The 25924-nt window shown below is 57.4% G+C and carries 22 protein-coding genes; 12 read left to right on the forward strand and 10 right to left on the reverse strand.

Going from position 1 to position 25924, the window contains the following annotated elements; all coding sequences use genetic code 11:
* Positions 1 to 19: 19 nt before the first annotated feature.
* Both ACSHT2_RS27095 and ACSHT2_RS27100 read right to left on the reverse strand, forming a co-directional pair.
* Complete coding sequence (locus tag ACSHT2_RS27095) at positions 20 to 670, reverse strand: hypothetical protein (protein WP_440637704.1); 651 nt, start codon at positions 668 to 670, stop codon at positions 20 to 22.
* Between the two features lie 31 nt (positions 671 to 701).
* Positions 702 to 1442: a metallophosphoesterase family protein gene (locus ACSHT2_RS27100; protein ID WP_440637706.1), complete on the reverse strand. Its 741-nt coding sequence runs from the start codon at positions 1440 to 1442 to the stop codon at positions 702 to 704.
* Positions 1443 to 1637: 195 nt separating this feature from the next.
* Here ACSHT2_RS27100 and ACSHT2_RS27105 point away from each other — a divergent pair, with 195 nt between their 5' ends.
* Complete coding sequence (locus tag ACSHT2_RS27105) at positions 1638 to 2264, forward strand: transglutaminase-like cysteine peptidase (protein WP_440637707.1); 627 nt, start codon at positions 1638 to 1640, stop codon at positions 2262 to 2264.
* 2 nt (positions 2265 to 2266) lie between these two features.
* Here ACSHT2_RS27105 and ACSHT2_RS27110 read toward each other — a convergent pair whose 3' ends face one another.
* Both ACSHT2_RS27110 and ACSHT2_RS27115 read right to left on the reverse strand, forming a co-directional pair.
* Positions 2267 to 3400 carry a hypothetical protein gene (locus ACSHT2_RS27110; protein ID WP_440637709.1) on the reverse strand — a complete coding sequence of 378 codons (1134 nt, stop codon included), beginning with the start codon at positions 3398 to 3400 and terminating at the stop codon, positions 2267 to 2269.
* A 312-nt stretch (positions 3401 to 3712) separates the two neighbouring features.
* Positions 3713 to 4075 (reverse strand): hypothetical protein, encoded by a 363-nt coding sequence (locus ACSHT2_RS27115; RefSeq protein ID WP_440637710.1) that lies wholly within the window; start codon positions 4073 to 4075, stop codon positions 3713 to 3715.
* A gap of 481 nt (positions 4076 to 4556) precedes the next feature.
* Here ACSHT2_RS27115 and ACSHT2_RS27120 point away from each other — a divergent pair, with 481 nt between their 5' ends.
* The 10 genes from ACSHT2_RS27120 to ACSHT2_RS27165 all read left to right on the forward strand — a co-directional run bounded on the left by ACSHT2_RS27120 (position 4557) and on the right by ACSHT2_RS27165 (position 17291).
* Complete coding sequence (locus tag ACSHT2_RS27120; RefSeq protein WP_440637712.1) at positions 4557 to 5780, forward strand: polysaccharide biosynthesis/export family protein; 1224 nt, start codon at positions 4557 to 4559, stop codon at positions 5778 to 5780.
* A gap of 257 nt (positions 5781 to 6037) precedes the next feature.
* Entirely contained in the window at positions 6038 to 7447 is a 1410-nt protein-coding gene (locus ACSHT2_RS27125) for an O-antigen ligase family protein (RefSeq protein ID WP_440637714.1), read from the forward strand.
* 179 nt (positions 7448 to 7626) lie between these two features.
* The gene (locus ACSHT2_RS27130) at positions 7627 to 8223 is read left to right on the forward strand and encodes a hypothetical protein (protein WP_440637716.1); all 597 of its coding nucleotides are present in this window, start codon (positions 7627 to 7629) and stop codon (positions 8221 to 8223) included.
* A gap of 82 nt (positions 8224 to 8305) precedes the next feature.
* Positions 8306 to 10753 (forward strand): polysaccharide biosynthesis tyrosine autokinase, encoded by a 2448-nt coding sequence (locus tag ACSHT2_RS27135; protein WP_440637718.1) that lies wholly within the window; start codon positions 8306 to 8308, stop codon positions 10751 to 10753.
* Positions 10754 to 11025: 272 nt separating this feature from the next.
* Entirely contained in the window at positions 11026 to 11511 is a 486-nt protein-coding gene (locus ACSHT2_RS27140) for a hypothetical protein (RefSeq protein ID WP_440637720.1), read from the forward strand.
* A gap of 154 nt (positions 11512 to 11665) precedes the next feature.
* Positions 11666 to 12907, forward strand: coding sequence for an O-antigen ligase family protein (locus ACSHT2_RS27145; protein WP_440637722.1), 1242 nt, complete (start codon positions 11666 to 11668; stop codon positions 12905 to 12907).
* Positions 12908 to 12923: 16 nt separating this feature from the next.
* Positions 12924 to 14021: a hypothetical protein gene (locus ACSHT2_RS27150; protein WP_440637724.1), complete on the forward strand. Its 1098-nt coding sequence runs from the start codon at positions 12924 to 12926 to the stop codon at positions 14019 to 14021.
* Between the two features lie 256 nt (positions 14022 to 14277).
* Positions 14278 to 15024, forward strand: a complete 747-nt coding sequence (locus ACSHT2_RS27155; RefSeq protein WP_440637726.1) for an FkbM family methyltransferase — start codon at positions 14278 to 14280, stop codon at positions 15022 to 15024.
* A complete protein-coding gene (locus tag ACSHT2_RS27160) occupies positions 15021 to 16100 on the forward strand; it encodes a glycosyltransferase family 4 protein (RefSeq protein WP_440637727.1) in 1080 nt (359 codons plus the stop codon). The genes ACSHT2_RS27155 and ACSHT2_RS27160 overlap by 4 nt, the downstream gene beginning before the upstream one ends.
* A 225-nt stretch (positions 16101 to 16325) precedes the next feature.
* On the forward strand, positions 16326 to 17291 hold the full coding sequence (locus ACSHT2_RS27165; protein ID WP_440637729.1) for a glycosyltransferase: 966 nt from the start codon (positions 16326 to 16328) through the stop codon (positions 17289 to 17291).
* 73 nt (positions 17292 to 17364) lie between these two features.
* Here ACSHT2_RS27165 and ACSHT2_RS27170 read toward each other — a convergent pair whose 3' ends face one another.
* The 5 genes from ACSHT2_RS27170 to ACSHT2_RS27190 form a co-directional block, all read right to left on the reverse strand.
* On the reverse strand, positions 17365 to 18246 hold the full coding sequence (locus ACSHT2_RS27170) for a glycosyltransferase family 2 protein (protein WP_440637731.1): 882 nt from the start codon (positions 18244 to 18246) through the stop codon (positions 17365 to 17367).
* A gap of 137 nt (positions 18247 to 18383) precedes the next feature.
* Complete coding sequence (locus ACSHT2_RS27175) at positions 18384 to 19247, reverse strand: hypothetical protein (RefSeq protein ID WP_440637733.1); 864 nt, start codon at positions 19245 to 19247, stop codon at positions 18384 to 18386.
* 414 nt (positions 19248 to 19661) lie between these two features.
* Positions 19662 to 20627: a hypothetical protein gene (locus tag ACSHT2_RS27180; RefSeq protein WP_440637735.1), complete on the reverse strand. Its 966-nt coding sequence runs from the start codon at positions 20625 to 20627 to the stop codon at positions 19662 to 19664.
* 47 nt (positions 20628 to 20674) lie between these two features.
* Entirely contained in the window at positions 20675 to 21616 is a 942-nt protein-coding gene (locus ACSHT2_RS27185) for a UDP-glucuronic acid decarboxylase family protein (protein WP_440637737.1), read from the reverse strand.
* Between the two features lie 18 nt (positions 21617 to 21634).
* Positions 21635 to 22765 carry a glycosyltransferase gene (locus ACSHT2_RS27190; protein WP_440637738.1) on the reverse strand — a complete coding sequence of 377 codons (1131 nt, stop codon included), beginning with the start codon at positions 22763 to 22765 and terminating at the stop codon, positions 21635 to 21637.
* Between the two features lie 280 nt (positions 22766 to 23045).
* Between ACSHT2_RS27190 and ACSHT2_RS27195 the strand changes: the two genes are divergently transcribed.
* Positions 23046 to 24713, forward strand: coding sequence for a GMC oxidoreductase (locus ACSHT2_RS27195; protein WP_440637740.1), 1668 nt, complete (start codon positions 23046 to 23048; stop codon positions 24711 to 24713).
* Positions 24714 to 24747: 34 nt separating this feature from the next.
* Here the strand turns inward: ACSHT2_RS27195 and ACSHT2_RS27200 are convergent, their stop codons facing one another.
* Positions 24748 to 25917 carry a glycosyltransferase family 4 protein gene (locus tag ACSHT2_RS27200; protein WP_440637742.1) on the reverse strand — a complete coding sequence of 390 codons (1170 nt, stop codon included), beginning with the start codon at positions 25915 to 25917 and terminating at the stop codon, positions 24748 to 24750.
* Between the last annotated feature and the right edge of the window lie 7 nt (positions 25918 to 25924).

Consider the following 25924-nt stretch of genomic DNA (forward strand, 5'->3'; position numbering starts at 1 on the left):
AGGCCCACAATGATCGCTGTCAGTTCTTCAGTGTCTCGATGAATTTGGGATCGACTGCCTTTACGCTCGTTTCGAGAAAGGCTCGTCCAATTTGAGACGCGCGAGCATAGTCGTCGACCAGGCTCGGCCGTTGCTCGGATAGATGCGTGAGAATTGCACGCACATCGCCCTTTGCGAGCTCCGCCAGGTCTGTGTCTGTCAGAGTGTTTCCGGACGTTGCGCTCCTGAGACGCGCCGGTATCAGATCGGTCCTGTTCTGGCCGGTCAGATAGGACATTTTCAACGATTCCGCGATGCGGTGATCGGCGGCCTTAGTTCGCGTCTGGAGCAAGGCAAGGACGAGCCACATGAGGGAGTCATGTGGACCGACCTTCAACGAGCTTTTGACCGCATCCATTGCGATCTCGGCTGGCGCGGATTGATCGGAGTTGAGAACACGACTGGCCGCAGTCAATGCATATTCGGCCCTGAGATCCGACCGAAGCGGCATCAGCGTCGAGGCAAGCTTTGCCGACGCCAATTGATCGTCCGAGGCGGCGCTCGCAATGCGTGAAATCGAAAGCAAGGGCTCCGCTCGTCGGAATCCAGCCCCAAGGTTCGCCACCGCAACGGTGCCGACCAACAACACAATGACCGAAAGCAGGAGCCTAAACTTTAAAACGATACTCATCTCAGATTCAGCCGTATGCCTCAGGTACAGGTCAGACCGGCAGCATGCTGCTTCCCTGGATACTTAGCAACGTCAGATTTCCGGTCGCGTAAGCGCCCGTATCGATGTTGATGCGGTTGGTCCGAATGTCGGGCCCCCGAACCGGCGTATGCCCATGCACGATGAACTTGCCGAAGTCTGCCGTGCTATCGAGAAACTCGTGCCGAATCCACAACAGATCCGATTCCTGCTGTTCGTTGAGGGGGACCCCAGGGCGTACGCCCGCGTGGACAAAATAGAAGTCACCGCAGGTGAAGGACGGCGCCAGGCCCCGAAGAAATGAGAGATGGTCCGCCGGCATCACCGCCTTGAGAGACTCTATCAAGTCAATTCGCTCGGCCGCCGTTGGATTGAGCGGTGGATTAAGGCCGTACGACATCAACGTCTGAAGGCCACCGAACTGCCTCCACTCATCGACCTTGTTTGGGTTTCTCAGCACCTCAAGGAAATATGCTTCATGATTTCCCTTCAGAAACACCGTTTCGCGATATCGACTACGTTCGATCAGCAGATCGAGTGTTTGGCGGGAGTATGGGCCACGATCAATGTAATCACCCAGGTAGACTTCTATCGGGCGATCGATGGGGCTTCGCGCAAGATCAGTGTCTATCACGGTGAACATGTTGCGGAGCAGATCGACGCAGCCATGGATGTCGCCAAAAGCGTAGATGCGGATTCCATTGGGTAACCGAGGCGGCCGTGGCGTTTTGCGCGATCGCATCAACTTGATCATATGGAGAAAATGTCCGATCCGGCTTTAATTTGAACTCAACGGCGGCGGGAGGTCGCCCGGCGAGCGCACCAAATGGTTAGTCGTCTCTGAACAAGACGGCGCGAATTTGCATCGAACACTACGCCGCAATCGAGCGAGAAATCAAAACTTGTTCTCTAGGCTCCCTCGCCAAGGACAGAAGGGGAGTCAATCAAGATGTGGTCCAATTCCAGGTGGAGGGCGGTGGTCGCGGCAGCAGCCTTGCTCGCGACCGGATGCCAGAACGCCAGCGCCGGCTTTATTGGAATGCCGAGCATGCTCGGTTCGGTCGCAAAACGGATTTCGTTCGGCAATTTCACCTTGCCGCCGATGGCGTATACCCAGTTTTGCATGCGCTATCAGGACGAATGCAAAGAGGAACGCATCGTGTTTCGGGGCGGCCCAGTGCGCCTGACCGAGCAGCGTTGGGCTGATCTCAAAGAGGTTAACAACACCGTCAATTCGTCGATCTCGCCGGAGCCGAATACCGAAGGTCTGGCTGCCGAGAAATGGCTCATCAATCCCGCGCGGGGCGATTGCAACGACTATGCGGTGAGCAAGCGCTCCCAACTGCTGGCGCGTGGTTGGCCGGCGCGGTCGCTCCTCCTCAGCGAAGTCGTGACTTCTTGGGGCGAGCATCATCTGATCCTAGTGGTCCGGACGTCGGCAGGCGATCTCATGCTCGATAATCTTACGCCGCAGATCCGAGCATGGACCCGCGCGCCTTACCGCTGGGTCCGCATGCAGACCCCCAGGAACCCAAATTACTGGGCCGCGTTCGGCAATCGCAGCGTCACGGGCTGATTTCAACCGGCTTTGGCGCTGATGCGTTGCGCCAGGCCCAGTCCGATGACGGCATCTGCGATGGTCGCAATGGTGGTGTTCAACAGGCTTGCGTCGCAGAACGCCTGACCAAGCAGGACGACGACGCACGCTGCGGCCAAGGCGGAGTAGTAGGAGTCACGGCCTCGGTTCAGTGCCCCCTGAAACAGAACGAGCATCGTCCATAGGGCGATGGCTATCAGGACCAGCGTCATCGGCCAGCCAAGTTCGATCGCGAAGGCCGTGACCGTTGAAGGTGGGTTTGTGATCGAACCGCCCAAACCCTGATAGAGAGGCAGGAGTGCTGCGAACGTCCCGGCACCGGTTCCAGGCAAGCCAGCGTCGGACAGCAGCCGCGTTGTTACCGAGGCTGCCTCTGCGGACACGGCGGTGGCAAATTGCAGCAACGGTGAGACCATGCGAGTTGGATCGTAGCGCCAGGTGGCAATCATCGCCGCCGCGATGCATAGGGTGACGATGAGCACGGCCGTCGTCCAATTTGCCAGGTCGGCCCGGCGCACGAGCTGAATCGAGCCGAAAACAAGAACCCCCAGCGCAGCAATCAATCCGACGTTCAGAGTTGCGCTGGCTGCCAAGCCGCCGATACAGCACACGAGCGCGATGCCGCTTGCCGACAGCATGAGTTTGAGGGAACTCCCGTCCTCGACGTTGCGCCCTCGGTGTCGTTCGATGGTGCCCACTGCATGCGCGAGCCACAGCAAAACGCCAAGAGCACTGATCGCGCTGCGAACATCGTCGCTGGCGTCCATCCAGGTAACAAGGCCAGCTTTCCCAAAGAGGAGCGCGATCGTGGTCGCTACGGAAACCCCCGCCAGGACAAGCAGGATCAATTCCGCCTTCTTGCGGTCCCTGGCTGCGAACAGGGCGACCACGATCAGCGAGATGTTGGTTAAGTAGAAGGCGAGCGACAGCATTGTCGCACCGAGGTCGATGCTGATGTGGCCAAAGGCCTGCTGATCCAGCGCCTGGTTTGCGTAGACCCATAGCGAGTGCGCGCCGAAGGGAAGCGGCAACATCTGGACGAGCATCCAGAGAGCGGGCAGGGCGACTACGACTTTCAGGCGAGCCGTGGCCTGACTGGCAAACTTGATGTCCACAGCTCGCGCGGATGCGCCAACGAAAACAAGTGCGATGGCCGCGAGAAGGGAGAGAAGCGACCGTACCGCAAATCCATCATGGATGGTCGCCCCAGACGCAAAAACTATGCATATGAGCAGTAAACTAAAGGCGATCGACAAGCAGGGACCCAAAAATTTCACGAACCATGATGCGCGCTATAGCACGAAGCGCGCTCTGCAACGAGATCGCGTCCGGAATTGGCTTGGCGACCGCTTGCCGCGCGACGCCCCTGGCCAGGAGAGCCGATCAGTTCTGCCCCGGGTGCGAAATTGCCAAGCGGGCGCTCGCGCTTACCCGCTTGGACAACTTGCCGAAAGCACGGCGATCGCTTGTGCGGCCCCGTCAAGGGGAATCACCCCACGGATGTCACCGCCGGGGTCTCGAATTCTGATTGCAAGCTCCTTCCACTGCCGCCAGGGCCCGGTCGAGAACATCGTTGCATCGACAGGGAGCACCAGCGCCGTTCCCGCATCCGACGTCTCGGCCTTGAGGGTCGATTCGGCGGTGCCCGAGATCACGATCACGTCTTTCTTGCTGCGGGGTGGGAAGGGCCGGACCAGCGCCAGAAGCACCTCGAGTCCGGTCTGTTCGCGGCAGCGGATCATCAGTCCTGCCAAATCCGGGTCGGAGCGGAAAATGTCCGGCGTGCGCATGATCGCAATGGCCTCAGGTCCTCCCCCCGGCCGGGGCGTCCTGATCAATGGCCAAGGGCTCTCGGGGCCACCGCTCCCCGACGGCGCGGTCTCTGACGGCGCGGGTACGAGAAGACTTTTTAGGCAATTCAGACGGGCCTGATTTTCAGCGATGAGCCGACAGTGCTCGAAGGTCGGCGTTGAGTCGTCCCGAGCGACAGCCGCCTCCGTTCCGGCTGCCAAAACCATCGCAATCAGAAGCGTCTGAATCCGGGGCATCAAGTTCCCCACCCCCCGCAAAACCGAAAAAAGGGGCATAAATCCTGACAGAAATCTGTAACTACAGGAAATATAAGGCATTTTCAGCTTGACTGAAGTGTCGGGTCCGGTTTTGTTGCATAATTGGCGCACCATCCGCCGATTGGACGAGAGGCGCGCCGACATCGCTTGTTCGAAAGCATACGTTGCCATAACCATTCGCTGAATGGATGGGGCTAGCTCTATGTCTTTTTTGAAATTTGCCCATATTGCTTTTCCTGTATTGGCTATTGCACTCGGCGGCTGCTCCTGGGTTCCGTCGTCTGGACCGTACGCTCATCAGGTCCGAATGAATGCGGATGCGACGGCACCTGATACCTCTTCGAAGCTGCCGTACGCAGTGGTCAAGCTGACCCCGGAGACTGTTTCGGCCTTGGCGCGCTTTGAGCCGAGGGGGCTCTCCGGCGTGTTCCCTGACAAATACGTGCCACCGGCCAAGATCAAGTTCGGCGTCGGCGACGTGGTCAGCGTCACGATCTTCGAAGCAGCCGCAGGCGGCCTGTTTATCCCGACTGAAGCTGGCGTTCGTCCAGGTAACTTTGTCACGATTCCCGACCAGACGGTCGATAACGATGGCAACATCAGCGTCCCTTATGCGGGCCTTGTGAGGGCTGCAGGCCGGTACAACGGCGAAATCCAGCAAGACATCGTCAACCGCATCAAAAACCGCGCGATCGAACCGCAGGTCGTGGTGTCGCTGTCACAGCAGCGGACGTCGCTGATTTCCGTGTTCGGCGAGGTCAATACGCCAAATCGCTTCCCCGCGGCCGCCTATGGCGCGCAGGATCGCGTCACGGATGCCATCACGCGCGCCGGCGGTATCAAGGGCCAGGGCTTCGAGACCTGGGTGATGCTGCAACGTGGCAACAAGCGCGCGACTGTGCCATTCGCCAATTTAGTCTATGAGGCCTCGAACAACATCTATGTGCAGCCGGGCGACCGAATTTACGTCTACCGAGAGCAACAGAAGTTCCTGGCTTTCGGTGCAACCGGTACGCAGGGGGAATTCAATTTCGACGCTTGGCGCATCAATCTGGCCGAGGCGGTCGGCAAGGCGGGCGGTCTGGTCGACAATCAGGCGGATCCTGGCTCGGTCTTCCTCTATCGGCTTGAACCGCGTGAATTGGCGGAGCAACTGGGCGTCGACGTCAGCAAGTTCCGCGGCGAGCTGATCCCCGTCATCTTCAGCACCAGTTTCCGCGCTCCAGGAGGGTACTTCCTCGCGACCAATGTTCAGATGCGGAACCAGGATGTTGTCTTCGTTGCGAATGCCGAATCGGTCGATGTCACCAAGTTCACGGCGTCCATCGACTCGATCATGAACACGGTCAACAACGGCTTGATCCTGACGAACAATGGATACGCGGTGTACAATACGATCCGCGCCGGTACTGCCACCTTCCAGTAGTGCCGGAAACACAGGTCGGAGCTGTCTTTGGCGCGCTGCTCGATGAGTGGCTGGATTCATGAGTCTAAGTGAGGCTGCTGGGCGGACAGCGAGAAAGCCATTTTCGTAGTCTGTTTCGGGTCACGAGCCGTCGCGCTACCTGACTGCAGTTTCAAATTCGAGACGTCAGCAAGTTGGCCCCATCGCAACTCACCGGATCCGGTCGAGCACCTAGGAGACGCGATATTCTCGGCAAGATTTCTGCCGGGATTGTCTATTTGGCGCTGGCTGCACCCCCGCTGCTGTTCGGTTCAAGAGACGCGACCACGATCGCAGCGTGGTGCGCCATATTGGGCGTCGGGCTGATCTGTGCGCCGGTCAAACGCCTGCGGAAAAATCATCTGCTCCTCCTGGCAGGACTTTTCTTTGTGGTTCTCTGCTTCTCGTTCGTCCTGCACGAGCAGCTTTCAGATCGGCCCTGGATAGCGCCTTTCAACCCCATCTGGGATAAGGCTTCGGAAGCGCTGGGCAAGCCCCTTGCGCCATCGGTGTCCGTCGTCAGGGGGGAGCCGTTCTTTGCGCTGGGGCTGCCTTTGGCCAATTTCCTGGCGCTCGCGCTTGGGTTGATCGTCGGATCAGATTCGGACCGCGCGCGGCGCGGGGTCAAGGTCATGGCCTGGGCAGGGGCGGGTTATGCCTTGTCTGGAATCTTCGGGCTACTGCTTGATCCCTTGCACATCTTGTGGCGCGACAAGACCGCTTATATCGGCAGTCTGACCTCCACATTTATCAACCGGAATACCGCGGCAGCCTATTTTGGCTCGTGCTCGGTGGTGTGGCTCGTCCTGCTGATGGCTGCAGTGAGATCCCGCCTACCGCGCGGCAAGGTCTTGTGGAAGAGAGTGCCGCACAACCTTCTTGCGCACGCAGGCAAGGACGTTCTCATTCGCTTCGCGATGATGTTCGTCTGTCTCTCCGCGATGTTCATGACGAATTCGCGTGGGGGGGTGCTCATCTCACTCGCAGTCTTGATTGTAGCCTTTTTGGCCTATTTCAGACGAGATTTGCCGGGTGGACCCGGCATTGTGGGCGTCTTCATCGGATGTGTCGCGGGCGGGCTCGTGCTGATGCAGGTCCTGGGTGGAAATATAGGTCGCCGCCTCGACCTGCAGGGGCTCAGCGATGAGGGGAGACTCTCGGTTTACCGTTCGACACTCAAAATCATCGCTGACAATCCGTGGTTCGGGACCGGGCTCGGTACTTTCGCCCAGGTGTTCCCAGCCTATCGTAGCGACGATATTTCGATGTGGGGTGTGTGGAACGTCGCGCATAATACCCATCTCGAATTCGCTTCAGAGATGGGAATACCGCTGACGATCGTTGCGGGCTTGGCGTGGACGGTCACCTTTGTCGTCTTGGCCGTAGCCGTGCGCGGCCGCCGCCGACATATGGTCGTCCCTTTGTCGGCATTCGGCGTCTCACTCATCGCCTTCTTGCATTCGTCAATCGACTTTCCTCTGCAGCTTGCGGGCTATTCAATAGTCGTTTTTGCTCTCATTGGCCTGGGCCTTTCGCAGGGGGTACTGCGCCGCGAGGAACGCAGCCGACCAGCCGCAGGCGGGATGGCCGAAGGCGAGCGCGGGACATTGGTAAGCAATCGGTCGTCTATTAGTATTAATTCCAACTAATCGCCCAGCCTGGCCGCGATTTTTAGATTAAATAAATCATATCAATACTTTGGCGGGCAGTCAGGGTGGCGCACATACCACTTTTGTATTCATCCCACCTCCGCTATAGTGAAGTTAGATTTTTCTTAAATGCCGGCGCTTTCGGTATACTTGCCGACGAAATTGCTAGGAGAATTAGAATGACGGTGCGGCTTGCTGCGAAATTGTTTGTGGGTGCGGCGCTTACATTGTCGGTGCAGATGGCAAACGCTCAAGTGAGCGGTCAGACGTCGAATTTGACCCCGGCCCAGATTTCGGCCTTTCAGGCCAATCCCGGCCAGTTGCTCGGTCAGTTTCCGGATGGCGGCCCTGCGTTGACCAGTCAGATTGCCGATTTGGCCAGCGCGGACAAGAATACGGTCGCTTCGATCATATCGCTTGCTCGCAACGCCAATGAGGATCAACGCAAGGCAATTGCACAAGGCTTGGCAACCGCAGCCAAGGCCTACGCCTCGGCGAATGATCCGGCTTCGGCGAACAAGATCCAGCAGGACGTAGTTGCATCGGGACTTCCTGAACTGCAAAAAGCGTATGCAGAAGCAGCGGGAGATACTGGCACAGCGGCTGCTGGTGGTGGTGGCGGCGGTGGTGGTGGCGGTGGCCCGACGGCGTCTGGTCCTCCCTCGGGCGGACAGAACGGCGGAAGCGCTCCCAACGGCAGCACGTTTGCTTCAAATGGATTTAGTTTGACGCGGGGGTCGGGCATTGGCGGGATTACCCCGGTTAGCCCATTCTGATACGCGATCGTCAAGGTAACGATAACCCGCTCTTACGTAGGGTCGAATTGAGCTTGGCCATATTTGCCCGAGCCCCTGCCGCTTGGCATTTTTCGATAATGAAGGCATTCGTATGGATGCGCGTTTGAAGTTCGGCAGCCAATCCGGTGCCCGGATCGAACCGGATAGGCTTGAGGAAACAGTCACGATTTCGGAACTTGTCGAGCAGTTTACCGGCTTCATCCGGCGACAGTTTCCCATATTCATCTTCTTTCTGGCTTGCGCACTTGCCGTGGGGGCGGTCTATCTCTTTACGACGCCCCCGATATTTACCTCTCACGCCATGTTGCTGATCGATTCCAGCAAGGTGCGAATATTGCAGCAAGATGCTCCACTGGGCGATCTTCCGATCGATGCGGGGCAAGTTGAAACTCAAGTTGAGATTCTCAAATCCGAAGGCATTGGCCTGTCGGTCATCAAGGAACTCAAGCTGACCGAGGACTCCGAGTTTGTGGGAGGCGGCGGGGGAGTGATGGGGATAGTCCGGGGATTGTTTCAATCGCCCGGAGTGCAGTCGGATACGGCGCTCACGCGCGCGGCACTCGGATCTTTCCTGGCGAGGCGGACGGTCACCCGGGTGGGCAGGACCTACGTGCTCGATATCGGGTTTACCTCGCTGGACGGAAATCGGGCTGCCACCATCGCCAATGCGATGGCCGACGCCTACATCGTCGACCAACTCGAATCCAAGTACCAAGCAACTCGCCGCGCGAGCCGCTGGCTGCAGGACCGCATCAAAGAGCTGCGCCAGCAGGCCTCCGACGCTGATCGCGCCGTGCAGGACTACAAAGAGAAGAATAACATCGTCTCGGTGGGCGGCAACTCCGGGACGCGGTTGCTTGGTGAGCAGCAACTCGAAGAGCTGAATAGCCAATTGAGTACAGCACGAGCTTCCGCCGAAGAAGCAAAAGCCAGGCTTGAACGGATTACTCAGGTCCTGAAGAAAGACGCGGCTAACGCTACGGTAGACGCGACGGTCACGGATTCGCTCAAGAGCGACGTCATCAATCGTCTGAGGAGCAATTATCTGGATCTTGCCGCCAAGGAGTCGATTTGGTCCACGCGGTATGGTCCCAACCATTTGGCGGCAGTAAACCTGCGGACGCAGATGGCCGAGTTGCGGCGTTCCATCGTGGACGAACTGGGACGTATCGCAGAGGGCTACAAAAGCGACTATGAGATCGCCAAATCGCGTGTGGACGGTCTCGAGCAGAACCTCAAGAACCTCATCACAAATTCGCAGACTACCAATCGCGATCGACTGGGTTTGCGAGACCTTGAGAGCACCGCAAAGGTCTATCACACGCTCTACGACAATTTTCTCCAGCGCTACATGGAAGCGATTCAGCAGCAATCGTTCCCGATAACCGAGGCGCGTGTCATCAGCGCTGCGGCTGCACCCCAGGGCAAGAGCGGCCCTCTGACATTCACTGTGCTGGGGATTGCGTCTTTCATCGGTCTTGCCCTGAGCTTCGCTGCCGCGGTCCTGCGCGAAGCTGTGGACCAGGTCTTTCGAACGGCTCGAGACGTCGAAAGCTCTCTGCACGTCAATTGTCTTGCAGTGCTCCCAAGCCTACGCCAGGCCGGTGTGACCCCGCCGCGGGTTATGTTGGACGCCAAACAGAAGGCCGGCGCGCCCGCACCGAAGAAAGCATATGGTGCCAGCGATGATCTGCAGGCTGCGGAGATCGTTTCGCTGGTGCCGCGCTCGTCGATCGAGGCCGGCGCAGCTTCCTCGGAGCGCAAGCTCGACAACAAGCAGAAGCTCTCGGATGGCGGCAGAGAGTTCATGCGCCAGGTCGTGGACGACCCTCTGTCGGGCTTTGCCGAAGGATTCCGCTCTATCAAGATCGCCGCGGACATTGGTGGAACCGGCGGCACTCATCGGGTCATCGGAATCACGTCGACCATACCCGGCGAGGGCAAGTCTACTATCGCTTCCAATCTTGCTCAGCTGATCGCCCATTCGGGTCGGCGAGTGATGTTGATCGATAGCGACCTTAGAAACCCAACGCTGTCGCGCTCGTTGATGCCGAATGTGAAATCCGGGCTCATTGAGGTGCTCAACGGCGAAGTCGATTTGAAGGACGTGATCTGTTCTGATGATCAAACCGGGCTTGATTTCGTGCCCACGCGACTGAAGCCGCGTTTTGCCCACACAAACGAGATTTTGGCGTCGGACGAGTTCAAGGTCCTCGTCGACGGTCTTCGTGCCACCTATGACTACGTCATTGTAGATCTCCCGCCGCTTGCGCCGGTGGTCGATGTGCGTGCAACCACTAAAATCTTTGATTCCTACCTCTACGTTATCGAATGGGGAAAAACGCGAAAAGGCTTCGTGGAGCGGCAGCTGTCGAGCGCTCCGGAAGTCTACGATCTTCTGCTAGGTGTTGTATTGAACAAGGCCGACGTGCGCGTCATGGGGCGCTACGAAGACGGTTACGGACGCTATAGCGGACAGTATTACGGCCATTACGGCTATTCTGGATGAGCTCGATCGGCAGGCAAGGTGACGGATTGATCCGCGCGTGCGCAATGCTTTGCGGAGCTGGTGCAATTGCTTGGTCGATCTTCACGTTCCCCACTTTTAGCCGCGAGAGAGCCCTGGAGGCGGACGTCCAGCGGGTCTTGACCGGTGAGCAGTATAGCCCCGCGCAATTGAGCGTGCTCCGCGATAGACTGAGCGAGAGTCGGGATCGGCAGCTGCGACCTTCGGTCCGGAGCAATCTTGCGGTTATTCGTTTGCGGCTCGTGGAGGAGGACATGGCTGCAGGCCGCTCCAAGCCTGATGCGGCAGTAGTCGGCGAGCTTGCGAACTCAATCGACGCTATGCTCTCTGATAGCCCAACGAATGCATTCCTTTGGTTGACCAAATTCTGGCTTCCAATCCAACAATCCGACAACGCTGCGGCTGATTTTAATCTCCTCCGGACGTCGTATCTCATGGGCCCCAACGAAGTTTGGATCGCTCTGCGACGAAATCCTCTTGTACTGAGCTTGTTTGCGCAAATGCCGGATGATCTCGCCAGCAGATCGATCGAGGAGTTTGCGGGTCTTGTCCGGTCGGGTCTGTATTCGGATGCGGCCAGCATTCTGGCCGGTCCTGGATTGCCAATCGGGCAAAGGCTCTTGGATGGGCTTGCAAGGGTCGACGAGGTGAGCCGTTACAGATTCGCAAGAGTGCTCGAAGCAAACGACGTGCAGGGACTTACAATCCCGGGCGTCAAGGAATTCGGTGTCAAGGAATGATGTCCGGACGATCGGGATCATTGCATTGTCGCGGATTGAACAGCCTGTGTCCGACTCACAGGACGATGAATCGACGAGATGATGCACTTGGAACTGTCCGCTTCGAAAGCTGTGCGGATACGCCTTTGTTTTGGCTAGATGCCTAAGAATGCCAATGAAACAAGCGAGATCGAGATATCTCTTTGCCGCCAACCAGGCGCGAATTGTAGCCGTCCTTTGCGCGCTTCTCGACAGCTCGGTCTGGATCGCCGCTTATCGGTTCAGTGATTTCGCCGAGACAGGGGGGACTTACTTCCCGCTATATTATTCGGCAGCCGTACCCTGCAAGTTGGCCGTTCTGCTCGTCTTCATCGGAACAGTAAGGCTCAGCAACCTTCGTCGCGTCTGGCCCTTTTACGTTCCGGTCGTGAGCGTGGTTCTGGTCTCCCTGCTCATGGGAAATTCCACCCTGGAGGGGATAGTTCAGCCGATCGGCGCGATTGTCAGTTTGCTGATGACGGTCGCGATCTTGAGCGGAGAGAACGTTACGACCTATATGAAGACTTTTGGCGTCTCGTGCCTCCTGGCCTGTGCGACGTTCTTGTTTCAGTTGAACTTCGTCCCGCTCAATAGCTCACTTGGAGTTTGGGAGGCCAGTGGTCGCTATACCTTCATATTCGGTACCCAGCCGAACTTAGGGGGTGAAGTCCTGTTTTCGGGATTCGTCGCGTTTTGTATCGCGCGGACCAGCACGATGCTTTTGGTGGCACTGTTTGTCCTTTACTTCGTCTCGCTGAATTACATGGAATCCCGAGCCGCACTTCTTTCCCTTCTGCTGGCATTTTCCATGTCTATGTATGTCGACAAGATCAAGGATTTTACCTTGGGGACGAAAGCCGCAATGGTGGGAGCGGTCTTGCTGCTCTTGTTTGGCTTCTTCATTCTGAAGCATGACCGCATCGCGGATATCTTCCTCCTGAACGACGAATACCGAGGTGCGGGCAGCGGTTTTGTCGGGCGCGAAGATCGCTGGCGGGCCGCTTGGCAGACATTTGTCTCGTTTCCTGTGTTTGGTGCGGGCTTCAACTATTTCGGACGTGAGGTCATAACGCCGCATAGTATGTGGTTAGGCTTGCTCGGTATGATGGGGTTCATGTCCGTGTTTGTCGTCGTGACGATCTTCAAGAATGGATCCAGGATTTATCGAACGAACACGAAGACCTTTTTTATGCTGCTATCGGCGCTCCCAATGACGTTTTTCAACGATCGAGTTCTGAATTTGAATCCGTATCCTTTTCTTTTCTTTGTAGTCTTGTTTCTGCCCCGCGATGCTTTGCTCGGTGCGATCGACACGTCGCTGCGGCGTGTTCGTCCCGGTACAGCCGTTCGATTCGGCCGCCATGGCCTTCGGGTGTAGCTGGATGAATTGCGATTTGAGCGGGCCCCTGGGAGTCCGCTCTCTGAAAGAGTATCGAGATCCGTCCGAGTGTGATCCTGAGGGCGGCAAGCGCGACGCAGGCAAGACAGGGGTAGTGTCCGTCTCGTCCGTCGATGATCCCAGCGGATGTCGGGACTGCTGCTCATTTGTTGGTTTGACCGCGTTTCTCGGGCTGTTCATCCTATCTACGGGCTTGGTCTATGCTGAGGATACGTCGCTCAATGTGCCGCCTCAGGCGGCCGCCGTTGGCTACAAGGTTCGTACATTCGCGACTGCTTTCACGGCCCAGGAAGTCGACGTCGCCAACACGGCGCGGCAGGGCTTCAAATGGTATCCCTACCGGTTCTTTGGATCTGTTCCGAAGCTTGACAGTCTGGTGCTGAATCAGGACGGCAGCATAACCTTGCTGGGTGACGTTACCGGTCCTAACGGCGAGATTGCCTCGGCGGTCGATGTGAGCGGGCCCGACAAATTCCGAGGCACTGTATTTGGCGGCGGCGGCTATTTCGAAGCGACTTTCCGCTTCGATCCCCGCGACGTCGTGAGAACAGAATTTCGCGGTTGGCCGGCATGGTGGGCCATGGCGATCGAGCACATGGCTAAATTGGATACGCGGCAATGGCCGGGGCAGCCCAAGGGGTTTGAGCGCTTTATCGAGGTCGATTTCTTTGAATACGATCTCTCGGACTACGTCAAAAGCGGGCGCCCGAACCACTACGGCGGAGTGTTGCGCGACTGGTTCGGTCCTGAAGGCAAGCTGGAGCCAATGCCGGCCTGGTCGAGGCTGTTCATTCGGGAGGTGCCCGCCGCCACCGACTTTACCCAGTATCATCGCTACGGCTTTCTATGGGTCCCCGCAACCTCGACAGGTGATGGTTACGCTGAATTCTACTTTGACGATCGAAAGATCGGAGCCCGGCTTGCATGGAAGAAATACGTCGACGAGGAGCCGCCGCCAAAGCCGCCCCGAATGTTCAGCATCCTTGATCGCAACCATCTCGTTCTCATTCTGGGCACCGGTCCCGGCCAGCCGATGACCGTCAAGTCCGTCAATGTGTGGCAGGCGTCCGGGGCCGAAAACTGGAAGCGCTAGTCCCGGAATTCATTCTGTTGGTCCGCTTCGACGGTTAAGATCTGGGATGTATCGATGCCCCAGAAGAGATACCATAAGTCGATATGGCCAAGAATCTGCTGACAATAGCCGCGTATCGGGGTTCACTTACTGGTATAGATGCATGTTGCGGCGCCTCGTGAGCATTGGGGGCGTCGCGAATCGAACCAAGGCGGCGGGCAGCTTCGGCGGTGCGTGCAGCCCATGATTTTGGCGGTGAATGTTTCCTGGTAGCCTTATGTCACTCTGGACGCTGCGCGCACGGAAGTTGTTAGCCGGATTGCAGGGCGCGGATTATCGAAAGTCCTTGTCGAAAGGGATTGCCCCGTCGGTAGAGCACGAAGAGGCTCTTTCTCAGTGCCGCTTCGACTCGATCATCGACGTTGGAGCGAACAAAGGGCAGTTTGCCGTATTTGCGCGGCATACGTTCCCGGCCGCGCAGATCATCAGTTTTGAGCCTCTCGAGAATCCGGCAAGGCTCTTTCAATCGATCTTCGAATCCGACCCCAAGACCCGGCTCGTTCGTGCAGCGATAGGCACAGAACGCGGCACCTTGTCGATCAATGTGGCGGCGAAAGACGATTCCTCCTCCCCGCTCGGTGTGAGCGAACTTCAGGCTCGGACATTCGGTACACGCATCGTGGATACCGTCGAGGTTCCATGTGGCCCGCTGTCCGATTATCTGCAGGAGCGCGACCTTGGTGTCAGCAACCTTCTAAAGATAGACACTCAAGGTTTTGAGCTTCACGTCCTGCGTGGTGCTGAGAACCTGCTCGGTAGGTTCTCCATGATCTACTGTGAGCTATCGTTTGTGGAGCTCTACAACGGTCAGGCTCTCGCATCTCAGGTGATTTCCTTTCTTCACGGGCACGGCTTCAACATTGCTGGCGTCTATAACATTTCGAGCGGACAGAAGACGCAGCAGCTTCAGGCAGACGTGCTGTTCGTTCGCGAAGGGGCCGACAATCGGCCGGCGCGCCAGTGATTATCATTGTGGGCCCTTTTCCGCCGCCGGTGCATGGCGCGGCCCTCATCACGCAAAGAGTAACAGATCGGTTGGCCGCCGAGGGATTTCGTCTACAGCTCTGCAATACCGCGCCCGGCAAGGTGACCGCTCGATGGCGTTATCATCTCAGCAGGATTGCGGCATATCTGCGCTGTTGGCGCACCATCCTGGGGCCGCGCTTCGATTCAAGACGGTCGAACGCGGTGTACGTTTCTCTCTCCGGCGGGTTCGGCTTGTTGTACGACTTCCTCGTCGTGGCGCTGGCGCGGCTGAAGCGATATAACGTCGTTCTTCATCACCACAGCTTTTCGTATCTCGCGAGACAAAGCCGGATCATGCGCGCGATCACTGGTATCGCAGGCGCTGACCAGCTCCATATCGCGCTATGCTCGAAGATGGCGACGAGCATTTCGCGTCAGTATGGCGCCAATCTGAGAATCGTAGTCGTCTCGAACCTTGCGTTCTTTGATCTAGAAGAATCTGATCGGGTTCTTGTCGGACGTGAGCTGCGCACAGTTGGCTATCTCTCGAATATCTCTCGCGAGAAGGGTATCGATCGCTTCCTGGATATGATGGCTGAGCTTCGGTCGCGAGGTTCGACGCTCACTGGCTGCATAGCAGGGCCATTTGGGGATGCCGACATCGAGGCATATGTGAAGCGACGAATGGATGAAATCGGGGGTATCGATTATGTCGGTCCTGTCTTCGATGATGCCAAGGATCGTTTCCTCTCATCTGTCGACGTTCTGGTCTTCCCGACACGCTATGTACACGAAGCTCAGCCGCTGGTTATCTTTGAGGCGCAGGCGGCTGGTGCCCTTGTCTCCGCGTCGGACCGCGGCTGTATCGCCGACATGTTATCGCGCGAGCTTCTACTTGACTCGAATGCGAATGATTTGACGAAGATCGTGGATCAGCTACTTGCCTGGGAGGGAGACGCAAGTGTCTTCTCGGCGGCTCTTGAAGAGGCAGGTGAACTGCGATCGAATCTGCGAGTGCAACGGCGGCGGGATTTCGAGAAGTTCCATGATGCCCTCGAGAGATATAAAGGATGAAATTTTCGCTGGAGCGCTATTCAGCATGGCTTTGACATCTGCCTGGCTGCAATTCTGGCAATTGCGTTGTCTCCCAGATTTGGAGGGCGGGATATGAGTGGAGCGGTCCGAGCTCTGTTTTCGTGGGAGTTCGTAGGCCCTCATCATTTGGCGAGGGTTCGCCGTTGCGGGGAGCGATGTCCCAGGATTCAGGCGACTATATTTGCGCTGGCTGATAAGTCGAGCGTGTACAGCTTCTACGAGACGGGCGGCGATACCGATCCGAACGTTACAGTGGCATATCGGTCGGTGATTGCCGAGGAACTCGGCTTTCGGAAAAGACTCCAAGCCTATGCTCGGCATGTGTGGTTCGCCAGTGCTGACGCCTATTTTCTATGCCACTACGAGCGGCCCGAGGTTTTCCTGACGGCGATCATCCTGCGGCTCCGAATGAAGAAGGTATTCGTGATAGGAGATTCGAAGTTCGACGATTATCAACGCCAAGTCTTTCGAGAGGCCGCAAAGGCCATCTTCTATCTTCCTTACAACGGTGCGCTGGTCTCTGGAGCTCGGAGTGCGAGCTATCTGCGATTTCTTGGAGTTCGCGGCAGGATCGAGGTCGGATACGATACCATCGATAGTCACCGTATCACGAAGAGAGACGTTTCTCCGCGCGAGAATGTAAAGCCCAAGAGCTACTTCATCGTGGTCAATCGTTTGGTGAAGAGGAAGAACACAGAATCCGTCATCTCGGCGTTTGCGGCATTCTGTAAGGAAAACCCTGCTCCGATCGACTTGTTGATCGTAGGCGAGGGGCCCGAGGGAGCGGCCCTTCGCGGACTGGCGGATCAATTGGGCGTTGCCGATCGCGTTCGATTCTGCGGAGCCATTCCCAATGAACAAGTATTGCCGCTACTGGCAGACGCGCTCGCATTGGTGCTGGTAAGCAGCAGCGAGCAGTGGGGATTGGTGATTAACGAGGCAATCGCTTGCGGTGTTCCCGTGATTGTCTCCGATGCGGTTGGAGCACGGGATTCGCTCGTCCGGAATTTTGTAAACGGCTTCGTTGTCGAGGTCGATAACCTGCAAGGTATAAGTCGGGCAATGGAGGAGATCTGCCGCGATCCTGGCCGTTTGATTTCGCCCGAGCATCTGTCACGTGCCGCCACTGTCGATTGCTTTGCGGACGCGGTTGACCGGTTGTTGACCTGACAGAGGTGGTGCAGAGGCCGGTGTCGCTGGCGGTCGAACATCGATTTGGGACGGCCGTACGCTCAAGGCGTGTTTAAAGGTTCGAAGCGTTCTCGGGTGCCCAGCGGCCGAGAACAAGATCCTTTATTGCAATGATATTGCCCTTGAGACGCCCGCGCCGATCGATCTTTGAGGTCGGGCGTATACTCTCGATTGCGTTCTTCATGACGGCAAAGAGCATGGTTTGAACTGCTTCCCTGAGCGTCATAGTTCCCTTGTGGACGAGATACCAAGGGTTCACGAGTTGTGAATAGCCGAATTGGCGGCCGGACGACCGAGCTCGCATGGTGCCCAGATGTACGCCCCACAAGGCGTCAGTCCAAACCATTCTCGCTCCAGCGCGCGCCGAGAAGTCGCGATCTTCAAGCCAGCCATAGAGCACCAGGCGCTCGTCGAAGTTGATGTGTTCGATGCTCGTAGCACGAAAGGCCATGTTGCATCCGTAGGGTGGCTGGTTGTTACTTATCTTGCAATTGATGATGTCCCTTTTCCTGGATTCGTCGAGCCTATCGACGATCGATCTGCCTTCCGCCCAATCCAATCCGCCGTTCACGGCGCCATCGGCGAGTACTTCTCCCGTAGCGCAGACGACGTCGGGTTGTGCAGCGAAGAGCTCGTGAGCTTGTTCGATCCAGAAGCGGGAGGGAACGAAGTCATCATCGAAGAAGACGATGATTTTGAATCTTCCGCGCACCTCCGCCAAGGCGCGGTTTCGTTGGGCGGATGATCCTGGCGATCCGAACAGTACCCTCAAGTTACTCGGCTCGCTCGTCATTGGGATCATGTCGGTCTTGTCGCAGGCGGAAACGACGATCAGATCCGGACGCACCGTTTGTTCGGTCAGGGCATTGAGCAAATTACGCAGCTCCTGCGGTCTGCCCTTTGTCGCGACAATGATTGCGGTTGATCTGTCCATTGGAGAGTCTGTGGTGCGCTAAGGACAGAGACTGTTACGAAATTTGTTCATGTCGCGCGGTTGCAGGAGCGCTTTCCAGTAGAACTTGCTTGCCAACGCGCGACGGCGCTTGGTTTCATGGCGACACGCGGTCATGTTTACGACCTCGCCGAGGGGAGCCGAAGAATAAGTTGCCGGAAATTTCCAGCGTTTCGAGTTGCTGGCAGCGTCTTGAGCAGGAACGTGGGGGCGACCCGACGCAAGGTTTGGCGCGCGAACTCCTTCAGGAAAAAGGGCATCAAATGGAGCATAGACCAGCGGCCGAGCAGTCGACGAAGTTGTCCGTCGCGAGCATAGTTGCGATAATTCAATAGGTCTGAAAAACGCAGACATGAGACGATATACTTCCGCTCCTCCAGAACTGGATGGATGAAGGCTTGATGGCGCAGCTTTGCGAGATCATCTTCGAGCGTTGGAGGCCACCAAGTATATTGCTCTACCCCGCCGAAATCCGCCAATGTCCGAACGTTGAAACCGTTGTTGAACATCTCGGTCGGCACAAACACCTCGTTATTTGGCCATGTCGGAATCTCGCGGGATGCGAAGCGCCGAGCAAGTATCTGCCGCCGTTCGAGGAGGAATGCGACAGATCGGTTCGAGTGCAACGAAAGGCAGTTGAGCCATTGATGAAGTACGAACGAATCCGGATATGCTCCTTCTCCCGTTTGCACCGGCCACCCGATTTCTTTGCATGGAAGTCCGACGTAGTCGACGCTATCGGCATGCGCTTCGCGCACGAAGGCGTCGACGTCGACGTTGAGAACCGCGTCGTGTTCGCACATCAGATAATAGTCGTAGGACGGATGTCGCTGAAAGAAGTAGTAGAGCGGGTAGTCGACGTTGTACCAGAAGATGTTGCCCGCGGGCTCGATCGGGACGTCGAGTTCCGCCATGTCGATCTCGGTCGCGCGGATCACGCGTTCGTATGGAATCTCGCCGACTGGCCCATTTGTCTCGTCCACGAAGACATAGACGTCTCCTGAATTTGTTCTGTCGAGGAGATGCCGAAGCCTCCGTTCCGCGAATGGGCTCCAGTAATGGACCTTTAATAGGACAGCATAGCGGGGGGTCATTATGCGTTCTTCGACCTAATTCTGATCGGTACTGACGGCGGGATGAATTAGACCAAAAGAATCCCAGGTTCGTCGGCGCGAGCGGAGAAATGAATTGTGCAGATTTTACCCATTAAACTCCCGTCAGTCGAAGGAATTCTTCGGACCGAATACTTAGGCTAATGCATGTTTTTCCCGGTCCAGCCGGGTCGCTTTCCGGCGGGCCGTTAACTGTGTGCCATGCAGCAGACGAGGTCCTTCATCCTTCAAAAGCGCACGATTCGAGAGATGCCGGATCATTCAGCTCTCGGAGGGATTCGGTCGTCAGCCCGCTGTCATTCGTCGTAAGAATCTTCGGAAAGCGCCGGCGTTTCGGGCACGGAATCGCCGCACGGACTGCAAGAGAGGAGTAGGAGTAACTTGTCTGACGATGCGCCGCGTGAGTTCGTCCAGGACCGCCGGGAGCGCGGACGAGGACGCTCGACGGAGCATCTTGCGCAGTTCGCTGCCGGGCGAGAAGTAGCTGATCAGGTTCGACTCGCGAACGCAGGAGGTGACATACCTTCGTTCGTCGAGGACTGGATGTAAGAAGGCTTGGTCCTCGTGCAGCGGAAGGTCGCGTTCGTGTGTCGGGGGCCACCAGCTGTAGCGGTCGACCTTGCCGAAGTCGCCCAGCGTACGCACCACGAAATCGTTGTTCTGCATTTCGGTCGGAAGAAAAGCCTCGTTGTTCGGCCAGTTTTTGATTTCGCTGGCATGATATCTCCGCCCAAGCTCCCGGCGGCGCTTCAGGAGAAATTCCACAGATCGCCGGGAATGCAGGGAAATGCAGCTTAGCCAATTTTCGATCTTGAAGTTCGCCGGATACACACCTTCGCAGGTCAACAGAGGCCATGCGTCCTTGGTCAAGGGGAACCCGACATAGTCTACGTTCGTCGCATGGGCCATATCGACGAACTTGTCGACGTCAATGTTGAAGACGGCGTCGTGTTCGCTCATCAGGTAGTAGTCGTACGATTTATCCCGAAGGTAGAGGTAATAGAGCGGGTAGTCTACGTTGTACCAAAATACCTTGCCCTTCGGGTAGAGTACGGTGTCTAGGACTGTCATGTCGCGCTCGGTCACTCGAATGACGCGATCGTAAGGAATTTGCGGGACCGGGCCGTGCGTCTCGTCCACGAACACAAATACATCGCCGCCGGCGGCCTTGCGGAGCAGATGCTGGAGTCTGCGTGCTGCGAAGTCGTCCCAATAATGGACCTTGAACAGAACCGCGTAGCGAATGGTCATGTCATCCCGCTGGCTTCGAGGTCCGGTCAAGAGAATCGGCGATGGGTTCAGGCAACTTTCGCCACGTCGCGAAAGTACTTGATCGTGCGTTCAAGGCCCTGCTCGAGTTCAATCGTTGGTGACCAGTCGAGTGCCGTCTTCGCGAGAGAAATGTCCGGCTTCCGCTGGCGTGGATCGTCGCCGGGCAACGGTTTGAATACCAGCTGGCTCTTTGAGCCGGTCATCCTGACAACCAGCGTTGCCAGCTCCAGCATCGTGAATTCGCGGGGATTTCCGATATTCACAGGACCTGTGAATTCGTCCGGAGTGCCCATCGCCCTGATCATGCCCTCGATAAGGTCGTCGACGTAGCAGAAGCTGCGCGTCTGCGTGCCGTCGCCATAGATCGTCAGATCCTCTCCACGAAGCGCTTGCACGATAAAATTGGAAACCACGCGGCCGTCCTGCGGGTGCATACGCGCCCCGTAGGTATTGAAGATGCGGATCACCTTGATGCGCAGCCGGTATTGGCGCCAATAGTCAAAGAAGAGGGTCTCGGCGCAGCGCTTGCCCTCATCATAGCATGAACGTATCCCGACAGGGTTGACCCGCCCCCAATAGTCTTCGGTCTGCGGATGAACTTCGGGATCGCCGTAGACCTCCGAAGTCGATGCTTGCAGGATTTTCGCCTTGATGCGCTTGGCGAGGCCGAGCATGTTGATCGCGCCATGTACGCTTGTCTTGGTCGTCTGGACCGGATCGAACTGGTAGTGAATTGGAGATGCCGGGCAGGCGAGATTGTAGATCGTATCGGCCTCGATATAGAGAGGCATTGTCACGTCGTGACGCAGCAGTTCAAAGCGCGGATTGGAGAGCAGGTGCGCGATGTTCGATTTTCTTCCGGTGAAGAAATTGTCGACGCATATGACCTCGTGGCCGTCCGCAAGCAAGCGCTCGCAGAGATGAGAGCCCAGGAAGCCAGCCCCTCCGGTAACGACGATACGTTCCAATCCGCTCTCCTCTTGAAATCAAAAAAACCGAAATCGGCGCAAGAACGATGACTTTGCCTTGATCGCGATCTTGAAGGCGGTCCTCAAGCCAATTGTGCGCGCTATGGGCAGGCCGGATGCGGAATAGCCTTCGCGCAGTGTTTCCGCATAGAGGATTCCAATGAGCCTGTTCACGTCAGAACCCGCAAAGACGGTCGCAAATTTGTCCCGCTGGTTGACGAGATGCTCAAGCATCATCCGAACCACGACCTTTCGGTGTCGGGCGATCGCCGATTCGGCCGAGGGCATGAAGCTTAAGACGGGGTTGTCAGCAAAGTTGTTCTTGCGATGGCGCCGGTAGGCGCCGAGTGACGAGTCGACGAGCAATGAACCCGTGAAATAATGGCACAGTACGAATATGTACCAATCCGAGCAAATCCTCAGCTCGTCGGGCCTTTCGGGCATAAGCAAATCCAAAGCGGATCGGCGGAACATCATCCCGGACGTCGCCGTCCATGGAATCTCGCGGAAGCTAGGATTGATCAGCTCGATGCTCGCATTTTCCGACAGGTGAAGTCCTGTCATGTTCTCGTCGCATCGCGGGATGTGGGCCTCATCAAAGAGATGAGGTCTCCCAAGAATGCCTGCCGTGCCCATCGTGCCGGCGATCACCCTGCGTTCCTCATCGACTTGAACCATGTCGGAACAGGAGAGGGAGACAAAGCCATCTCGATTGAGGTGCGCTTCGATGTGCTGCTGCAGAAATGTCGGAAACCAGAAGTCGTCCGCATCCAGGAAAGCGACGAACTCCCCCTTGCCGGCGGCCAGACCGACGGAAAAGCTTGCAGTTTGTCCACGATTGGCCGGACTGCGAATGAATTGAAAACGCGGGTCGCTATGCCTCCTCAGCCATTCTTCGATGATAACGGCAGACTGATCCGTCGAAGCGTCGTCAACGATCACGCATTCGAAGTTCTTGTATGTCTGAGCGAGTACCGAATCCAGGGCATCGACGACGAAGCGAGCATAGTTGAAGCAGGTAACGACGACACTCACACCGGGGAGTTGGAGCTGCGGCGATTGAACCAGCGTGTCGTCTCCGATTTCGCGACGAGCGGTATTCAAATGTGAATAATTCATTGCCGCAACGTCTTCTTGTCCCTTGCGCATTCCGTGCGCCGTTCTCTGCTTCGCGAGGCGGCGCCCAACAAATTCGATTTTTCAGTAATTTTGCGTCTATCAGTCCATCATAGCGAACTTCCGTTGCACCGCAACAGCAACGGCAAGCGATTGACGTTAATGGTAAAATTGACATTCGGCCCGCTGCCAAAGCCGGATTGTAATGAGTTCGCGGAGCCTGTAGTAAGAACATTGGCAGATAAGTTGTTCCGATGAGTGCGTTGCGCACTGTGGCTCCACATACGATCAATCGATTTAAAGAATAGTTCGGATGGCAACCGCGCCGACTTCGGCCCTCGCTACGGTTCTGGAAGAAACCACTTTGGACACGCTACGTGTATCCAAAGGCACGGATGCCATCATCGTCGGAGCAGGTGCATCCGGAGGGCTCGCAGCGATGCTGCTTGCCCAGGCGGGAGCGCGTGTCCTGGTCCTCGATGCTGGTCCACCGGCGGATTGGAGGAACGCTACGCTTCGCCGGCTCACGGGCAAGATCGTCCGTCGTGCGCTGAGGCCGGATGTTCTTGGACGTCTACCCGCCTCCATCATTCCATACGGCAGGCAAGCCATTCGTGCATTGGGTCGCTTCCGTCAGCCAATACAGTCACAGTGCTTCGCGTGGGAGCGGGCGCCCGAGGCCTTTGTTGACGATGTGGAGTGTCCCTATGTCACCCCGCCAGGGCGGCCCTTCAACTGGATTCGGTCGCGAATGTTGGGTGGCCGCGTCGCCGTGCCGGGGCATGGCCGTCAATATTATCGGCTGGGTCCAGCCGACTTTGCGCCCGATGATGGGCTGAGCCCTCATTGGCCGCTGCAGCCCGCTGAACTCGACGAATGGTACGCGGTGGTCGAGCAATGTCTCGGACTGTCGGGCATGCTGGATGGCCTGTCTTGCGTTCCAGACAGTATTCTCGCGAGTGTCGAGGAGTTCGCTCCGTCCGAGACCCTCGTCCGTGAGCAGATTGTGGATCGTTGGCCTGGGGCGTACCCCATCATGAGTCGTTACGCAGCTCCTCCGCAATGGCTGGAGGAAGCGGCACGGACTGGCCGTCTTCAGTGCAGGCAGGGAGCCGTTGTACGGGAGATCGAGGTCGACGAATTTGGAAATGTCTCCGGGGTGTCTTGGATTGACCATGAGACCCGCTCCGAGCAGCGATCGTTTGCACCTTTGGTATTTCTTTCCGCCTCCGCGCTTGAATCCACGCGTCTGCTGATGCTGTCGCGCTCAAAGCGGAGCCCTGCCGGATTGGGCGGCAACTCTGACGCGCTCGGAAGATTCCTGATGGATCACGTCATGGTCGGGGTGGAGGGCGCGTCGCCTTCGCGGGCGTCGGGACCGCCATGGGATGACGGGCGATGCCTTTATTTGCCGCACTTTGAAAGTCGCGCGCACGATCGCATCCAGACCGGACGCGGGCACGGCATCCAGCTCTATCAATTTGCGCTAGGTGGCGGCCGTTCCTATTTCTCGGCAATCTCGTTCGGCGAGATGCTGCCGAGGCCGGAAAATCGCGTTTCGCTGGATCCCGATCGGCGAGATGCGTGGGGTATCCCGATCCTGCGCATTGATTGCGCTTTGGGCGAGACTGAATTGGCGCTTGTCCCCGACCAGCTGCAGGCGTTGCACGACTTGGCGCGTTTGGTCGATGCCACCCTGACCAGGGTTGACAAGGGCCCCCGTCCGCCCGGTAGCGCGGTCCATGAGTGCGGGACCGCGCGTATGGGATGGGACCCGGCGAATTCGGTGTTGGACCCGAACAACCAGTGCTGGGACGCGCAGGGGCTGTATGTCACCGACGCATCGTGCTTTCCCTCCCAGGGAACGCAAAATCCCACTTTGACGATCCTCGCACTCACTGCGCGGGCCTGCAATCACGCGCTCAAGGGGCTAGGACACAAGAGCGGAATTGCCCAGGACCAGTTTGAACCCCTGGGCTAGTGGCAGCCGCGTTGGGCTAGCTCAGCCCAGTTCATCACTGCAAGAAGGTCTTGAGCTGTTCCGAGAACACGCGGGCGGGGTTTGCGGGAACCAGCTGCCTTATCAGCGCCGCGCCTGCCAATCCCATTGCCTCCAGATCGGCTCGGCGTTCCCAGAGCCTTTCCAGGCTTCGAGAAAGTGAGCCGACTGTAGGCGACTCCGCGAGGAAGCCCGTCTCCTCGTCACGAACGACTTCCGCGTGGCCGGCAACGTCAGTTGCGAGCACCGGCCGGCCACAAAGCATTGCCTCGACCACCGCCAGGGGCAATCCTTCATGGTGAGAAGGCATGACAAGAACGTGGTTCGACGCCCAGATCTCTTCAACGGAATCGACGTGGCCAGCAAAGGTCACGTGTCCGGAGATGCCTAGTCGAGCCGCCAAATTGACAAGCGGCATTCTTACCGGACCATCACCATACAGCGTGAGATGCCAATCGCGATCTGCCCATGCCGTGCTCGAGAGAGCCTCGAGCAGAATGTCCTGTCCCTTCTGGCCGGGATCCAGCCGCCCGACACATGCCAAACGGAGACCCCTCTTTCCATCCAGTACAGGCCAAACTGGCGACGCAGAAAACCCGACGTTGAATGGATTCCTGACGATCTGCGCATTGGCGAGTTCGTGACCGAGCTGCTTTTGTGTCAGGCGGAGATTCCCCTCGGAGACGAAATAGCAGCGCTTGGCGCGGCTGAGCGCGTCGTAGTAGCGCTTTGCGACATCGTCAGCCATCCACAGCTCTCCCCAGTTCTTGTGGGAGACGGTCACAAACGGAATGGACCGGTTGATGCAGAGGTCGAGAAGCCCGATGTCCGGATACGTCAAGCCATCCGAGAACACGACGAGTCCGGGCGAGGTTTGCCGGAGGCATCGCTCGAACCAGACTTTCCATTTCGACTGCCCCCGGTGAAGCAGGAAATGCGAAGCGCGGTCCAAGATGGAATAATGCTCCGGCCGCAGGAAATGAAGGCAGATGCCCGCGCGCTTCAGCCGCTCAAGTCGAGGGTGGAGTGGAACGAATTTCGTCACGCAGGCGGAAATGTTGAAGCCCTGGCCAGCGAGATCTTCCGCTGCCTGCGACCACAACTCCTCGCAGGCTGCCCAGCCGCTCGTCGGAGATACAAAGAGAATGTCACCGTTCGACCTTGAGTTACGCTCGGAGCGTGTCATGGACCTC

Origin of the sequence: Bradyrhizobium sp. PUT101 (assembly GCF_052043945.1) — a bacterium.
Lineage (GTDB): Bacteria > Pseudomonadota > Alphaproteobacteria > Rhizobiales > Xanthobacteraceae > Bradyrhizobium.

Bases quoted from the DNA above. Each gene is read 5' to 3' on its own strand.
- ACSHT2_RS27180 (WP_440637735.1), bottom strand. From the start codon at position 20,627: ATGACCATTCGCTACGCGGTTCTGTTCAAGGTCCATTATTGGGACGAC.
- ACSHT2_RS27195 (WP_440637740.1), top strand. From the start codon at position 23,046: ATGGCAACCGCGCCGACTTCGGCCCTCGCTACGGTTCTGGAAGAAACC.
- ACSHT2_RS27170 (WP_440637731.1), bottom strand. From the start codon at position 18,246: ATGGACAGATCAACCGCAATCATTGTCGCGACAAAGGGCAGACCGCAG.
- ACSHT2_RS27145 (WP_440637722.1), top strand. From the start codon at position 11,666: ATGAAACAAGCGAGATCGAGATATCTCTTTGCCGCCAACCAGGCGCGA.
- ACSHT2_RS27200 (WP_440637742.1), bottom strand. From the start codon at position 25,917: ATGACACGCTCCGAGCGTAACTCAAGGTCGAACGGTGACATTCTCTTT.
- ACSHT2_RS27140 (WP_440637720.1), top strand. From the start codon at position 11,026: ATGGCTGCAGGCCGCTCCAAGCCTGATGCGGCAGTAGTCGGCGAGCTT.
- ACSHT2_RS27190 (WP_440637738.1), bottom strand. From the start codon at position 22,765: ATGCGCAAGGGACAAGAAGACGTTGCGGCAATGAATTATTCACATTTG.
- ACSHT2_RS27120 (WP_440637712.1), top strand. From the start codon at position 4,557: ATGTCTTTTTTGAAATTTGCCCATATTGCTTTTCCTGTATTGGCTATT.
- ACSHT2_RS27105 (WP_440637707.1), top strand. From the start codon at position 1,638: ATGTGGTCCAATTCCAGGTGGAGGGCGGTGGTCGCGGCAGCAGCCTTG.
- ACSHT2_RS27130 (WP_440637716.1), top strand. From the start codon at position 7,627: ATGACGGTGCGGCTTGCTGCGAAATTGTTTGTGGGTGCGGCGCTTACA.
- ACSHT2_RS27100 (WP_440637706.1), bottom strand. From the start codon at position 1,442: ATGATCAAGTTGATGCGATCGCGCAAAACGCCACGGCCGCCTCGGTTA.
- ACSHT2_RS27095 (WP_440637704.1), bottom strand. From the start codon at position 670: ATGAGTATCGTTTTAAAGTTTAGGCTCCTGCTTTCGGTCATTGTGTTG.
- ACSHT2_RS27115 (WP_440637710.1), bottom strand. From the start codon at position 4,075: ATGCGCACGCCGGACATTTTCCGCTCCGACCCGGATTTGGCAGGACTG.
- ACSHT2_RS27155 (WP_440637726.1), top strand. From the start codon at position 14,278: ATGTCACTCTGGACGCTGCGCGCACGGAAGTTGTTAGCCGGATTGCAG.